Origin of the sequence: Streptomyces beigongshangae (assembly GCF_019710745.1) — a bacterium.
Taxonomy (GTDB): Bacteria; Actinomycetota; Actinomycetes; order Streptomycetales; family Streptomycetaceae; genus Streptomyces; species Streptomyces beigongshangae.
This window is the reverse complement of sequence record NZ_JAHKJW010000004.1, coordinates 108537-122418: the sequence shown is the minus strand read 5'-3', so window position 1 is coordinate 122418 and position 13882 is coordinate 108537. Positions and strand designations below refer to the sequence as shown.

Below are 13882 nucleotides of genomic sequence, written 5' to 3'. Positions count from 1 at the left end.
TCCTTGATACGCGCCATGTCAAGGAAGGTTCCACGTGAACCGCACACGCTCGAACGACCGCTACTCCCGTACCCGCACCGGAAACACGGGCTCCGGCTTCGGCTCGGACTCCCGTTCCGGATCCGGCTCCGGCTCCGGCTCCGGCAGGGGCGGCTACCGCACCGGCGGGCCGCGCCGCTCCGAAAGCTACGGACGCCGGCAGAGCGGGCCCCAGGGCGAGTTCGCCCTGCCGAAGACGGTCACCCCGGCGCTGGACGCCGTCGAGGCGTTCGCCGATCTCGACATGCCCGAGCAGCTGCTCGCCGCGCTCGGGCACGAGGGCGTGACCGTCCCGTTCCCGATCCAGGGCGCGACCCTGCCGAACTCCCTCGCGGGCCGCGACGTGCTCGGCCGGGGCCGCACCGGCTCCGGCAAGACCCTGGCCTTCGGCCTCGCGCTCCTCACCCGTACGGCGGGACTGCGCGCCGAGCCCAGGCAGCCGCTGGCCCTCGTCCTCGTCCCCACCCGCGAGCTGGCCCAGCAGGTCACCGACGCGCTCACCCCGTACGCCCGCTCCCTGCGGCTGCGGCTGACCACCGTGGTCGGCGGGATGTCGATCGGCAGGCAGGCGGGCGCGCTGCGGGCCGGCGCCGAGGTCGTCGTCGCCACGCCCGGCCGGCTCAAGGACCTCATCGACCGCGGCGACTGCCGCCTCGACCAGGTCGCCGTCACGGTGCTCGACGAGGCCGACCAGATGACCGACATGGGGTTCATGCCCCAGGTCACCGAGCTGCTCGACCAGGTACGCCCCGGCGGCCAGCGGATGCTGTTCTCGGCCACGCTCGACCGCAACGTCGACCTGCTGGTGCGCCGCTACCTGACCGACCCCGTGGTGCACTCCGTCGACCCGTCCGCGGGCGCGGTGACCACCATGGAGCACCACGTCCTGCATGTGCACGGCGCGGACAAGCAGCGCACCACCACCGAGATCGCGGCCCGCGAGGGACGCGTGATCATGTTCCTGGACACCAAGCACGCGGTGGACCGGCTGACCGAGCACCTGCTGAACAGCGGGGTGCGGGCCGCGGCCCTGCACGGCGGCAAGTCCCAGCCGCAGCGCACCCGGACCCTGTCGCGGTTCAAGTCCGGGCACGTGACGGTCCTGGTGGCGACCAACGTCGCGGCACGCGGCATCCACGTCGACAACCTCGACCTCGTCGTGAACGTCGACCCGCCGACCGACCACAAGGACTACCTGCACCGCGGCGGCCGCACGGCCCGCGCAGGCGAGTCCGGCAGCGTCGTCACCCTGGTCACCCCCAACCAGCGGCGCGACATGAGCCGTCTGATGGTCGCCGCCGGCATCACCCCGCAGACCACCCAGGTGCGCTCGGGCGAGGACGAGCTGAGCCGCATCACGGGCGCCCAGACACCCTCGGGCGTCCCGGTCACCATCACGGCCCCCGCCTCCGAACGCCCCCGGCGCAGCGCCTCGGCCGGTCCCTCCTCGTCGGTCCGCGGCCGACGGGGCCGCGGGAGCCGGAGCCGCTTCACGGGTGAGGCGGTACGCCGTACGGTGCCGCGCCCGTCCACGGCCGACGCGGCCGCCTAGCCCTCCGGGTAGCCTCCGGGCCGGATTCGGTCGCCGGGTCCGGCTCCCGGGCCCGGCCCCCGGCTCTCCCCCCTCTCCCCTCTCCCCTTCCCTCCCCCTCCTCCCTGTGACTGTGAGGCATCATGCGCTGTGTCATCGCCCGGTTCCCGTTCGACCTCACCAAGGCGGGGGTCCTGGACTCGATGAAGGGCGTCAAGCCCGAGGCCATCACGGGTGAGTCCGTGCTCATCGGCCGCCGCCACTACCCCGTCAAGCAGGTCGGCGAGGTCATCACGCGGCAGGACCGCCGCGACTTCACCGGCGCGGAGGTCACCCGGGCCATGACCCGGCTCGGCTTCACCTGCCGCAGCCCCCAGGAGCCCGCGCCCGCCCCGATCGCCCTCACCCCGATGCAGAACGCGTCGGCGATGCTCGGAGCCCCCGAGCCCGACGCCGCGGACGCGGTTGCGGTTGCCGCCCGCTGACACAGCGGACAGCGACCGGACCGGACCGGTACGACGACGAGGGCCCCACCGACAGATGTCGGTGGGGCCCTCGTCGTCGTACCGGTCGGCGGGAAGAGGCCGCGTACGGGGTCTCAGTGGTCGGAGTAGCTGAAGTCGCCCATCGTCCAGGCGCTGATGTCCTCGATGGCGACGCGGTACATCCCGCCGGTCTCCGGGATGCCGACGTTGCCCTGCAGGATGCGGGCCAGATGGAAGTGCAGATGGGTGGGCGCCTCGTCGTCGGCACGCCCCTGTGGCCGGTCCGCGAGGAAGACGCCGGCGAACGGACCGAGATGGTCCGAGTCCTTCAGCACTTCCGAGACCCGTTCACGCCATACGGCTTCGGGAGCCAGTCGACCGGTGATGACAGCACCACCGGTTACCACGGTCAGCGACATCCGATTGCTCTGCCCGGACTCCACCAGGGCTGCGATGCCGACGAGCAGTTCGTCAGGGTTCGACATGAGAGCCGATTCTATCCAGTGGTCGGTCCTGCTCACCTCCCCCGGGACGGCGGCAGGATAACTGGGACCCACGCCGAGCAAAATCTATCTTTGCCAGAGTAGACATTGGCCGTGTGCGTGGCTAAGGTTTCTCCCGTAGCCAACGTCGAGGAAGCCCGGCAGACACGAACTGGCGGGATGAAGTAGGAGAAGTTCGCAGTTCAGGGCGGTTGTGGAGTTCCGAAGCCAGGTGTTCGCAGGACGGTGACGGGACTGACGACCGCACTGGGTGGCTCGCAGGTTCAGGAGCTGCCGACCAGCACCTCACCGATACCGAGAAAGAACGGAGGAGCAGACGCCATCGGGATCGCCCGGCCGAGAGCATTCGGTCCGGGTACCGCAAGACCCCGGATTGGAAGGTGGTCCCCGGTCACGCAACCGCGATCCCCGCACTTCCCGCCCTCTCCCGGGCCGGGCTGCGGAAACAGAAGGTCGGCGAGACAGTAGCGCCGGCAGATGGTGTTCAATTTCCTTCGGGGCCCTGGTGCCGTACGGCGCCAGGGCCCCTCGACGCGTTGCGGAACGAGTTGCAGAACGAGGTGACATGACAGCGGACAACCCACTGGGCGATCGTCTGGAGGACGACGACTATCCCGCGTACACGATGGGGCGGGCCGCCGAGATGCTCGGCACCACGCCGGGTTTCCTCCGGGCCATCGGTGAGGCGCGGCTCATCACTCCGCTGCGGTCCGAGGGCGGACACCGGCGCTACTCGCGGTATCAGCTGCGGATCGCCGCGCGGGCCCGGGAGCTGGTGGACCGGGGGACGCCGGTCGAGGCCGCCTGCCGCATCGTCATCCTTGAGGACCAGCTCGAAGAGGCGCAGCGGATCAACGAGGAGTACCGGCGGTCGGCCGAGGACTCTTCCTGAGCGGCCGGCCGAGGACTCTTCCCGAGCGGTCGGCCGGGCAGGCGGGGGACAGGGGGGTGTGATGTCCGGATGCGCGGTGACCTGCACGTGGCGGGCGGGGAATCCGTGCAGGAGCGTCACACGGGCTGCACACGGTCCGCCCCGGGGCTCGTTAGCGTGGCTGACTCCCGTACGACCCGGACCGGCAGCGGACCGGCGGGTCGGCGACCGGTCGACTCAGGAAGACGCTGATGGACTACTGCTCCTCATGTCGTCGGCATCTCAACGGCGCCCTGGTGTGTCCCGGGTGCGGCGCCTACGCCCCCGACATCGCTCCGGTGATCGTCAGCCGTCACACCGTCCAGCCCCGGGTCACCCTGGCCGCCGGAAGCGCGGCGACGGGCAAGGTCCCGCCCGCGTGGGAACCCGCTGACACCGAGGCCGAGGCCGAGGCCGAAATCGACGCAGACATCGACGCCGGTGGTGGTGACAGCAGCGGCAGCGACCCGTACGGCGGTCTCGAAGGCGCGGTGCCCGAGCCGCAGGGGCGGGCCGCGCGGCGTCGGCAGCGCATCCGCTGGAAGAAGAACCAGCGCCGGGCCGTGGTCGCGACCGCCGTCGCTCTCGTCGGCGGCGGCCTGACCTTCGCCGCGCTCGACCAGTACGCGGCCGACCGGGCGGAGGCCGCCTCGGCACCGGAGGCCCCGGGCGGCGGCGCGGGTTCCGCACAGGACGAGACGTCACGCTCCACCCGCTCCCCGGGAACGCGGCCGGACACCCCGCGGTCCTCGGCCGCGCCCTCCAGGGAATCCCCCGCGAACGGCAGCCGGTCGCAGCGACGGGCCTCCGCGGCCCCGACCGCCACCGCACCGCAGGGCTCCCGGCCCGGCACCCGTTCCTCCGCGGGTACGGCGCCGGCGTCCGACCCCCGTTCGCGCGACGCGGCCTCGTCCCCGGGTTCCGGCGCCGGCTCCGGCCCGGTCTCCTCCTCGCCCTCCGGCGGTCCGTCCGGCACCGCGTCGCAGCAGCCGTCGAGCCCCGCCGGCACCGGTGGGCCGGGCGGGGCGAGCCCTTCCGCTACGCCGACCTCGCCGTCGGGGCTCTGCCTGCTCGTGGTCTGTCTCGGCTGACGCTCCGGCCGTGGGCCGGGTCGTGCCGGTCGTGCCGGTCGCCGCCGGTGTCGTGCCCACCGGCGGCGACCGCACCGCCCTTGCGCGCCGCCCCCCGGCAGCGTTCCAGGGCTGGGAGTCCCTCTTCGGGTCGCGGCGGCACGCGGGAGTGCGCCGTCGGCGGGACCGCGAGGGACACAGGGATGTGGGACTCGGGTACGTGGAACTCGGGGACGTGGTGAGCGCCTCGTCCGGGCAGCCGGGATCAGGGACCGATGCACCCAGGGACCGGGGGCGCGAAGGAAGCCGCGCGTGCGGCTTCGACACCGTTGAGGGCTCTCGACGAGCCCTGTTCGTCACTCTGTCAAAGAGCGTAGGCGAGACCGGCGGCCCTGCCCACCCCCTCGGACGGCCGTCCCTCGGCGACGACGTCCACGGCACCGTTTACCCCGGCGGCTCCTGCTGTGATGATGCCGAGTCCGGGGACACCGGTCCCGCGGCCGGGGGGAGGCCCGTATGGCAGAGGTGTACTTGCGCAGACTGTCCCGATGGCAGGCCGAACAGGAGCGGAACGCCGTCGCGGACGTGTACGTCGACGCGTACCGGGGCGCGGCCGGGACGGCGGGTGCGACGGGTGCGGCGAGGGTGGCCGGAGCGGCGGGGGTGGCCGGAGCGGCGGGGGTGGTGCAGGGCGACCGGCAGGGTTTTCTGCACCGGCTCGAACAGCACGTGCGGCACACCGGCTTCGACATGGTGGTCGCCGACTCGGCCGGGACGGTCGGCTGCGCGTACGGGTTCCGGGTGCCGCCGGCCGGCGAGTGGTGGACCGAGGACGAGGACATCCGGGGGGAGTTGCCCGCGGACGTCGGTCACCTCACCGCGTCGGGGCGCACGTTCCTGCTCGCCGAGCTGATGGTGCTGCCGGCCCACCGCCGCCGCGGCATCGCCACGCGCATGGTCGAACAGCTGCTGATCCGGCTCGACGCCGAGCTGGTCGTCGCGACCACGAGCGGCTCCGGCGGTGACGACGGTGACGGTGGCGACGGCCACGACCCGGGCGGCACGGGTGACACGGACGGCGCGGCGGAGACCTTCCGCGCCTGGGGGTGGTCGAGGTCCCCGGTCCCCGCCACCGGTCCGCACGCGGCGGCCCGGGAGATATGGCTCCGCAGGCCGCTGCGGTGACCGGCGGCGGGGACCGGTAGCGGCGACCGGCCGCGCTGACCGGTAGCGGGGACCCGCAACGGTCACCGCTACCGGTGACCGGCGTCAGACCTCCGCGGGGGACGGTCCGACCAGCTCCGACAGGACGTCCTCCATCGTGACGAAACCGAGCACCTTGCCGGCCTCCCCGGTGACCGCCGCGAGGTGGCTGCCGGTGGCCCGCAGCGCGGTGAGGGTGTCGTCGAGCGGGGTGTCGATGCGGACGCGCGTCACCGGGTGCAGCGCGCCGCGGGGGAAGGGCCGGTCGCGGTCGGTGACACCGAGGGTGTCCTTGATGTGGAGGTAGCCGAGCAGCGTGCCGTCCCCGCCCGTCACGGGGAACCGGGAGAAGCCGGCCTCCGCCGCCGCGCGCTCCAGCCGCGCCGGGGTCACGGTGTCGTCGACCGTACGCATCCGCTGGGACGGCACGAGGATCTCGCCGACCGGGCGGGTGCCCAGCTCCAGGGCGTCGCGCAGCCGTTCGCCGTCGGCGGCCGTGAGGAGTCCGGCCTCGCTGGAGTCGACGACCATACGGGCGAGCTGGTCGTCCGTGAAGGCCGACTCCACCTCGTCCTTGGGCTCCACGCGCAACAGCTTCAGCAGGACGTTGGCGAAGGCGTTGATGCCGAAGACGAACGGCTTCAGCGCCCGGGTGAGGGCGACCAGTGCCGGGCCCAGCAGCAGCGCGACCGGCACCGGCGCGGCGAGCGCCAGGTTCTTCGGGACCATCTCGCCGAACAGCATGTGCAGATACGTCGCCGCGGTGAGCGCGATCACGAAGGCGATCGGGTGCACCAGGCCGTGCGGGACGTGGGCCGCCTCGAAGGCGGGTTCCAGCAGATGGGCGATGGCCGGTTCGGCGACCGCGCCGAGGACCAGCGACGAGACGGTGATGCCGAGCTGGGCGGTCGCCATCATCGCCGAGATGTGCCGCAGGCCCCACAGGGTCATACGGGCCCGCTTGTTGCCCTCCTGGGCCAGCGGTTCGATCTGGCTGCGGCGCACGGAGATCAGGGCGAACTCCGCGCCGACGAAGAACGCGTTGGTCAGCAGGGTCAGGGCCCCGATGGCCAGCTGGATGGTGGTGGACGTGCTCATCGGGACTCCCGCGTGCTCCGGCGGACGGACCCGTCGTCCGGACCGCCGCCCTGACCGTGACCGCCGCCCGGTTCACGCACCGGTCCGCCGGGCGGACCGTCGGGCGGACCGTCGATTGGGCCCCCGGGCGGTCCGCCGGCCGGGCCGGTGATGCGGACGCGGTCGGCCCGGTGGTGCTCCACGTCGAGGACGTCCAGCCGCCAGCCGTCCAGGTCGAGGGTGTCGCCCTTGGCCGGGATGCGGGCGAGCCGGGTGGCGACCAGCCCGGCGACCGTCTCGTACGGCCCCTCCGGGGCGCGCATGCCTATCCGGGTCAGCTCGTCGATCCGTACACCGCCGTCGGCCTCCCAGACCGCGCGGCCGTCCGGCGCGGCGGGCGCCGGCAGCAGGTCGGGCACCTCGACGGGATCGTGCTCGTCGCGGACCTCGCCGACGACCTCCTCCACGATGTCCTCCACCGTGGCCACCCCCGCCGTGCCGCCGTACTCGTCGATGACGACGGCCATCGCGCCGGCCGTGCGCATGCGCTCCAGGAGCCGGTCGGCGGGCAGGCTGTCCGGCACCAGCAGCGGGGCCGTGGCCAGTTCGGTGACCGGGGTCGTGGCCCGCCTGCCGGGCTCCAGGGCCAGGACGTCACGGATGTGGACCGTGCCGACGACCTCGTCCAGGGTGTCGCGGTAGACCGGGAAGCGGGACAGACCGGTCGCGTACGTGAGGTTGGCGGCGTCGGTGGCCGTGGCGTGCGCCTCCAGCGCCCGCACGTCCACGCGCGGCGTCATCACGTTCTGGGCGGTCAGCTCGCCCAGGTGCAGCGTACGGACGAACAGCTCGGCGGAGTCGGGCTCCAGCGCGCCCTGCGCGGCCGAGTGCTGGGCCAGCGCGACGAGTTCCTCCGGGCCGCGTGCCGCGGCCAGCTCCTCGGCGGGCTCCAGGCCGAAGCGGCGCACGAAACGGTTCGCGGTGTTGTTGAGGTGGCGGATGAACGGGCCGAACGCCGCCGTGAAGGCGCGCTGCGGTCCCGCGACCACCTTGGCGACGGCCAGCGGCCGCGAGATCGCCCAGTTCTTCGGCACCAGTTCGCCGACGACCATCAGGACGACGGTGGAGACCACCACGCCCAGGACCGTCGCCACGGACGAGGCCGCGCCGCCCAGGCCGGCCGCCTCCAGCGGTCCTTCCAGGAGGACGGCCAGCGACGGCTCGGCGAGCATGCCGATCACCAGGGAGGTGACGGTGATGCCGAGCTGGGCACCGGACAGCTGGAACGTCAGCTTCCGTACGGCCTTCAGGGCGCCGTCCGCGCCCCGCTCGCCCGCCTCGGCCGCCCGTTCCAGATCACCGCGCTCGACGGTGGTCAGCGAGAACTCGGCCGCGACGAACAGCGCGCAGGCAAGCGTGAGCGACAGGGCGAGCAGGAGCAGCAGGATCTCGGTCACCGCGCCACCCCCGCTCCCGTACGCACGCGTCCCGGGCCGGACATGGCACGGCTGCTACTGGGAGGTTCACCCATGGTGGAACCGCTGCTCCTTCGTCGTCATCACACGTTTCCGCCAGTGTAAAGGAATCGCAAAGTGGGGTGTCCGGTGGCCGCGACGGCGGGGGTTCCGGATCCGGTGCGACCGGCCGCCCTTAATCTTCTACAGGTACGTAGAGGTGTGCAGGGGCACACAGAATCGCACAGAGGTACGCGGAGACACGTGGGCAGGGCCCACCGCACATGAAGGAGTCACCCTCTCCATGGTGTTCAAACGGCTGCTCGGATCACTCGGCGTGGGCGGCCCCACGGTGGACACGGTCCTGGACCCGGGCCCCGCGCTGCCCGGCGGCACACTGTCGGGCGAGGTCCGGCTCAAGGGCGGTGACGCGGACTTCGGCATCGAGCACATCACGCTGGAACTGGTCGCGGGCGTCGAGGCCGAGCACGCCGAGGGGGAGAGTGAGGGCGCGGTCGTCTTCGAGCGGTTCACCGTCGGCGGCGGCTTCCGGCTCGGCGGGGGCGAGGAGCGGACCGTACCGTTCGAGGTGGCGCTCCCGTGGGAGACGCCGGTCACCGAGCTGTACGGGCAGGACCTGGGCATCGTCCTCGGTCTGCGTACGGAGCTCTCGGTGGCGGGCGCGAGGGACAAGGGCGACCTGGACCGGCTGCGTGTGGCGCCCCGGCCCGTGCAGGAGGCGGTCCTGGAAGCCTTCGGGCAGCTCGGCTTCGGCTTCAGGTCCGCGGACCTGGAGTACGGCCGGATCGGCGGTACGGGCCAGCAACTCCCCTTCTACCAGGAGCTGGAGCTGACCCCGTCGCCGGCGTACGCCCACGCGGTCGACGAGATCGAGCTGACCTTCCTCGCCGCCCCGGCCGCCGTGGAGGTGGTCCTGGAGGCCGACAAGCGCGGCACGCCGTTCCCCTCGGGCGAGGCGGGCTCGTCGGGCTCCCCGGGCGACGCGCTGGCCAGGTTCACCGTCCCCCACGAGGGGGCCGCGCACCAGGACTGGAACACCGTCGTCGACGGCTGGGTCCGGCAGCTGGTCGAGCACCGGGAGTCGTACGGCCCGGACGCGGCGTACGGACACGACCGGCCGGCGCCGGGCATCGGCCCGTCGGTCGCCGTGGGCACGGCGGGTCTCGCCGTCGGCGTCGCGGGCGGCCTGGTGGCGGCGGAGATCGTGGACGAGGTGGGCGACTTCTTCGAGGACGAAGGAGAGGGAGAGGGAGAGGGAGAGGACGAAGAGGTCTGACGGGGGCCTGACGGGGCCGACCGGGGGCCGACGAAGGGCTGACGAAGGGCTGACGGGAGCCCGCCACCGGTCCGTCACGTCCCGTCTCCGCACTCTCCTTCCTTATTTTCTACAGTGATGTAGATTTTTCCTACGACGTACGCCCTCACCAACAAGGAGATCAGCGTGGGAGTTTCCCTGTCCAAAGGCGGCAATGTCTCGCTCAGCAAGGAGGCGCCGGGCCTGACGGCCGTGCTGGTCGGCCTCGGCTGGGACGTGCGGACCACGACGGGCACCGACTACGACCTCGACGCCTCCGCGCTGCTGGTCGACGCGTCGGGCAAGGTCCTCTCGGACCAGCACTTCGTGTTCTACAACAACCTGAAGAGCCCGGACGGTTCGGTCGAGCACACCGGTGACAACCTCACCGGTGAGGGCGAGGGCGACGACGAGTCGGTCAAGGTGGACCTGGCGGCCGTGCCCGCCGAGGTCGCGAAGATCGTCTTCCCGGTCTCCATCCACGACGCCGAGAACCGCGGGCAGAGCTTCGGACAGGTCCGCAACGCGTTCATCCGCGTCGTCAACCAGGCCGGCGGCGCGGAGCTCGCCCGCTACGACCTGTCCGAGGACGCGGCCACGGAGACGGCCATGATCTTCGGCGAGCTGTACCGCAACGGGGCCGAGTGGAAGTTCCGTGCGGTGGGGCAGGGATACGCGTCCGGGCTGGCGGGCATCGCGTCCGACTTCGGCGTCGGCGTCTGAGCGGGCCGCACCCGGCGTACCGCCGGGCCGCGTCCGGCGGTATGCCGGGTACGGCCCGGCGGGGCCGACCGCGCAGTTCCCCGCGCCCCGAGGACGGGGCTGCGCCCCGCAGGGGCGCGGGGAACTGCGCGGGGCGAGCGGCCACAGACGTCGCGCGGCCGGCCACCGCGCCGCCACGCCCGGCGCCGGCCGGGGCCGGGAGCGGGCGTGAACCCGGCCCCTGCCCCTGTCCCTGCCCTGGACCCGGCCTACTTCTCCGCGGGCGCGTCCGTGCTGGGGACCAGGTCCGGCTCCCGCTCCGCGGGCGTGGGCGCGGCCCCCCGCGACCGCCCGAGCGCCCACGTCGCCACCGGCTCCGCGTACCGCGCGGTCAGCGGGCCCACGATGACCAGGATCAGCACGTACGCCGTCGCCAGCGGCCCCAGCCTCGGCTCGATGCCCGACGTGACGGCCAGCCCGGCGATCACGATGGAGAACTCGCCACGGGCCACCAACGTACCGCCGGCCCGCCACCGCCCCTTCTCCGAGATCCCCGCCCGCTTGGCGGCCCAGTACCCCGTGGCGATCTTCGTACCGGCCGTGACGACGGCCAGCGCCAGCGCGGGCAGCAGCACGGGCGGGATGCTCGCCGGATCGGTGTGCAGCCCGAAGAAGACGAAGAACACCGCCGCGAACAGGTCCCGCAGCGGCGAGAGGAGCCCGTGCGCCCCCTCGGCCACCTCCCCGGACAGCGCGATGCCGACCAGGAACGCGCCCACGGCCGCCGACACCTGGAGCTGCTGCGCCACACCGGCGACCAGCAGGGTCAGGCCCAGCACCACCAGCAGGAGCTTCTCGGGGTCGTCGCTGGAGACGAAGCGGGAGATGTGCCGCCCGTAGCGCACCGCGACGACGAGGACGAGCCCGGCGACGCCGAGCGCGATGGCGAGCGTGGCACTGCCCGCCGCCAGACCGGCACCGGCCAGCAGGGCGGTGATGATCGGCAGGTAGACCGCCATCGAGAGGTCTTCGAGGACCAGGATGCTCAGGATCACCGGCGTCTCGCGGTTGCCGAGCCGCCCCAGGTCGCCGAGGACCTTGGCGATGACACCGGAGGAGGAGATCCAGGTGACACCGGCGAGGACGACGGCGGCCACCGGGCCCCAGCCGAGCAGCAGTGCCATCGCCGCGCCCGGCAGGGCGTTCAGCGCGGCGTCCACCAGACCGGCCGGGTACTGGGTCTTGAGGTTGGAGACCAGGTCGGTCGCCGTGTACTCCAGGCCGAGCATGAGCAGCAGCAGGATGACGCCGATCTCGGCGCCGATCGCGACGAACTCCTCACTGGTGCCCAGCGGCAGCAGCCCGCCCTCGCCGAACGCCAGCCCCGCCAGCAGGTAGAGCGGGATCGGTGAGAACTGAAAACGTCCGGCGAACCGGCCGAGCAGCCCGAGACCGAGGATGATGGCGCCGAACTCGATCAAGAAGACCGCGGACGAGTGCACGTGTCACTCCCTTCCGAGTATGGTCGCGGCCGACTCCACGCCCTCGCGGGTGCCGATCACGATCAGGGTGTCCCCGCCGGCCAGCCGGAAGTCCGGTGCCGGCGAGGGGATGGCCTCGGCCCTGCGCAGTACGGCGACGATCGACACACCGGTCTCGGTACGCATGCACGTCTCACCCAGCAGCCGGCCGTTCCAGTGCGAGACCGACGACAGCTCGATGCGCTCGGCCACCAGGCCCAGCTCGGTCGTGGACAGCAGGCTGGGGCTGTGGTGGTCGGGCATCAGCGCGTCGATCAGCGCTGCCGACTCCCCCGCGGAGAGCCGGACGGAGAGGGCGCAGGCGTCCGGGTCGTCCTTGCGGTACGCGCTCAGCGTCCGGCCACCGTCGCGGTGCGCGACCACGGAGAGTCGACGCTGCTCACGGGTCGTCAGGTCGTACCGCACCCCGATCCCCGGCAACGGCGTACTGCTCATGCGTGGACTGCCCATGACTGGTCCCCTGTCCGGTCTCGATCCATGTGTCGCGTTCACCCTACGGCGGGCTGCGAGACGTCCCGTCCGCAGCCCAGCGGGGCTGGTCGCGCGGTTCCCCGCGCGACCGGCCGCGACCGGACCGCGGACGGAACGCCGTCCCGTCAGTCGGTCACCTCGACCTTGCCGCCGGCGGGCGGGGCCGGTGTGGCCGCCGGGTCCGGTGTGGCCGCCGGGGCCGTGATCCTGCGGAGCAGGCCGGGCAGGTCGACCCCCGTCGTGGAGCCGAGCAGCTCGATCCCCTGGGCGACGTTGTCCGCGACCGTGCGGGACAACTGGCTCGCCCCGTCCGTCGAGATCACCGTCATCTTGTCCACCGCGCTGAGCGGCTCGGACGCCTTCGCGACGACCTGCGGCAGCACCTCGACGAGCATCTGCAGCACGGCCGCGTCGCCGTACCGGGAGAACGCGTCGGCCTTCTTGTGCATCGCCTCGGCCTCGGCGGAGCCCTTCGCCGCGATGGCGGCGGCCTCGGCCTCGCCCTCGATGCGTACGGCGTCGGCGAGCGCGGCACGGTGCGCCTTCTCGCCCTCACCGGTCAGCCTGGAGCGCTGCGCGTCCGCCTCGGCCTGCTTGACCAGGGCGACCCGGCGGGCCTCGGCCTCCTGCTCGGCCTGGTAGCGGGCGGCGTCGGCGGGCTTGCGGACCTTGGTGTCCAGCTCGCGGTCGGTCAGCGCGGCCTGCCGCTGGGCGACCTTCTCCTGCTCGGCGAGGACCTCCTGGCTGCGCGCCGCCTGGGCCAGCGGACCGGCCGCGGCGGCCCGGGCCGCCGCCTCGTCCGTCTCGGCCTGGATCTCGGCGGTCTTGAGCGCGAACGTCCGCTGGGCGACCGCGATCTCCTCCTCGGCCTTCAGGCGGGCCTGCTCGGCGGCGCGCCGGGCCACCGCCTCCGCGATGTCGGCCTCCTGCCGGGCGCGGGCGGCCTCGGGACGGCCGAGGTCCTCCAGGTAGGAGCCCTCGGTGGTGATGTCCTGGATCTGGAAGGCGTCGAGCACCAGGCCCTGCCCGGACAGGCTGGCCTCGGCCTCCTCCGCGACCTGTCCGGCGAACGCGGCACGGTCCCGGATGATGTCCTCCACCGACATCCGGCCCACGATGGAACGCAGCGCGCCGGAGAGGACCTCCTGGGTGAAGCCGACGATGCCGTCCTGCTGCATCAGGAAGCGCTGGGCCGCGGCGCGGATGGAGTCCTCGGTGCCGCCGACCTTGACGATGGCGACGCCTTCGAGGTTCGCCTTCACACCGCGCAGCGTGACGGCCCCGCGCACCGAGATGGGGATGTGCCGGCTGGACAGGTCGAGGGTGAACTTCTGCTGGACGAACGGCACGACGAAGACACCGCCGCCGACCACGACCTTCTGTCCGCTGTTGTCGGTGAACACCCGGCCGGTGTCCGGGTCGGTGGACTTCTTGCCGCGCCGGCCGGTGACGATGAACGCCTGGCTGGGCCCGGCCACCTTGTAGCGGGTGACGACGACGAGTGCGAGCAGGACGAGGAGTACGACGACTCCCACGACCGCGACGAGCACGGGACTCATGATGGGTTCCCCCTTGCCACCC

General features: G+C 72.7%; 13 protein-coding genes. 7 read left to right on the top strand and 6 right to left on the bottom strand.

Translation table 11 applies throughout. The features are described 5' to 3' along the window. Positions 1-34: 34 nt before the first annotated feature. Positions 35-1591: a DEAD/DEAH box helicase gene (locus tag KM933_RS04530; protein ID WP_221348476.1), complete on the top strand. Its 1557-nt coding sequence runs from the start codon at positions 35-37 to the stop codon at positions 1589-1591. Between the two features lie 122 nt (positions 1592-1713). Further along, a complete protein-coding gene (locus KM933_RS04525; protein ID WP_221348475.1) occupies positions 1714-2055 on the top strand; it encodes an SCO5918 family protein in 342 nt (113 codons plus the stop codon). A 113-nt stretch (positions 2056-2168) separates the two neighbouring features. On the opposite strand, the gene KM933_RS04520 is transcribed toward KM933_RS04525, so the two are convergent. After that, on the bottom strand, positions 2169-2540 hold the full coding sequence (locus KM933_RS04520; RefSeq protein ID WP_221348474.1) for a hypothetical protein: 372 nt from the start codon (positions 2538-2540) through the stop codon (positions 2169-2171). A 583-nt stretch (positions 2541-3123) separates the two neighbouring features. Between KM933_RS04520 and KM933_RS04515 the strand changes: the two genes are divergently transcribed. From KM933_RS04515 to KM933_RS04505, 3 genes are all read left to right on the top strand, one after another. Beyond that, complete coding sequence (locus tag KM933_RS04515) at positions 3124-3450, top strand: MerR family transcriptional regulator (RefSeq protein WP_221348473.1); 327 nt, start codon at positions 3124-3126, stop codon at positions 3448-3450. Between the two features lie 230 nt (positions 3451-3680). Beyond that, positions 3681-4559: an SCO2400 family protein gene (locus KM933_RS04510; protein WP_221348472.1), complete on the top strand. Its 879-nt coding sequence runs from the start codon at positions 3681-3683 to the stop codon at positions 4557-4559. A 495-nt stretch (positions 4560-5054) separates the two neighbouring features. Further along, entirely contained in the window at positions 5055-5723 is a 669-nt protein-coding gene (locus KM933_RS04505) for a GNAT family N-acetyltransferase (RefSeq protein WP_221348471.1), read from the top strand. A gap of 84 nt (positions 5724-5807) precedes the next feature. On the opposite strand, the gene KM933_RS04500 is transcribed toward KM933_RS04505, so the two are convergent. Beyond that, on the bottom strand, positions 5808-6839 hold the full coding sequence (locus tag KM933_RS04500; protein WP_221348470.1) for a hemolysin family protein: 1032 nt from the start codon (positions 6837-6839) through the stop codon (positions 5808-5810). Then, positions 6836-8275: a hemolysin family protein gene (locus tag KM933_RS04495; RefSeq protein ID WP_221348469.1), complete on the bottom strand. Its 1440-nt coding sequence runs from the start codon at positions 8273-8275 to the stop codon at positions 6836-6838. The genes KM933_RS04500 and KM933_RS04495 overlap by 4 nt, the downstream gene beginning before the upstream one ends. A 301-nt stretch (positions 8276-8576) precedes the next feature. On the opposite strand from KM933_RS04495, the gene KM933_RS04490 reads away from it, so the two are divergent. After that, the gene (locus KM933_RS04490; RefSeq protein WP_221348468.1) at positions 8577-9569 is read left to right on the top strand and encodes a sporulation protein; all 993 of its coding nucleotides are present in this window, start codon (positions 8577-8579) and stop codon (positions 9567-9569) included. Between the two features lie 165 nt (positions 9570-9734). Continuing rightward, the gene (locus KM933_RS04485; RefSeq protein ID WP_221348467.1) at positions 9735-10310 is read left to right on the top strand and encodes a TerD family protein; all 576 of its coding nucleotides are present in this window, start codon (positions 9735-9737) and stop codon (positions 10308-10310) included. Between the two features lie 248 nt (positions 10311-10558). On the opposite strand, the gene KM933_RS04480 is transcribed toward KM933_RS04485, so the two are convergent. From KM933_RS04480 to KM933_RS04470, 3 genes are all read right to left on the bottom strand, one after another. Beyond that, a complete protein-coding gene (locus tag KM933_RS04480; RefSeq protein WP_308013251.1) occupies positions 10559-11791 on the bottom strand; it encodes a cation:proton antiporter in 1233 nt (410 codons plus the stop codon). Positions 11792-11794: 3 nt separating this feature from the next. Beyond that, positions 11795-12265: a cation:proton antiporter regulatory subunit gene (locus KM933_RS04475; protein ID WP_260333033.1), complete on the bottom strand. Its 471-nt coding sequence runs from the start codon at positions 12263-12265 to the stop codon at positions 11795-11797. 161 nt (positions 12266-12426) lie between these two features. Then, positions 12427-13860: a flotillin family protein gene (locus KM933_RS04470; RefSeq protein WP_221348465.1), complete on the bottom strand. Its 1434-nt coding sequence runs from the start codon at positions 13858-13860 to the stop codon at positions 12427-12429. Positions 13861-13882 lie beyond the last annotated feature (22 nt).

Excerpts from the sequence above, each read along its gene's own strand:
- KM933_RS04500 (WP_221348470.1), bottom strand. The coding sequence starts at position 6,839 with ATGAGCACGTCCACCACCATCCAGCTGGCCATCGGGGCCCTGACCCTG.
- KM933_RS04520 (WP_221348474.1), bottom strand. The coding sequence starts at position 2,540 with ATGTCGAACCCTGACGAACTGCTCGTCGGCATCGCAGCCCTGGTGGAG.
- KM933_RS04515 (WP_221348473.1), top strand. The coding sequence starts at position 3,124 with ATGACAGCGGACAACCCACTGGGCGATCGTCTGGAGGACGACGACTAT.
- KM933_RS04510 (WP_221348472.1), top strand. The coding sequence starts at position 3,681 with ATGGACTACTGCTCCTCATGTCGTCGGCATCTCAACGGCGCCCTGGTG.
- KM933_RS04470 (WP_221348465.1), bottom strand. The coding sequence starts at position 13,860 with ATGAGTCCCGTGCTCGTCGCGGTCGTGGGAGTCGTCGTACTCCTCGTC.
- KM933_RS04490 (WP_221348468.1), top strand. The coding sequence starts at position 8,577 with ATGGTGTTCAAACGGCTGCTCGGATCACTCGGCGTGGGCGGCCCCACG.
- KM933_RS04505 (WP_221348471.1), top strand. The coding sequence starts at position 5,055 with ATGGCAGAGGTGTACTTGCGCAGACTGTCCCGATGGCAGGCCGAACAG.
- KM933_RS04475 (WP_260333033.1), bottom strand. The coding sequence starts at position 12,265 with ATGAGCAGTACGCCGTTGCCGGGGATCGGGGTGCGGTACGACCTGACG.
- KM933_RS04525 (WP_221348475.1), top strand. The coding sequence starts at position 1,714 with ATGCGCTGTGTCATCGCCCGGTTCCCGTTCGACCTCACCAAGGCGGGG.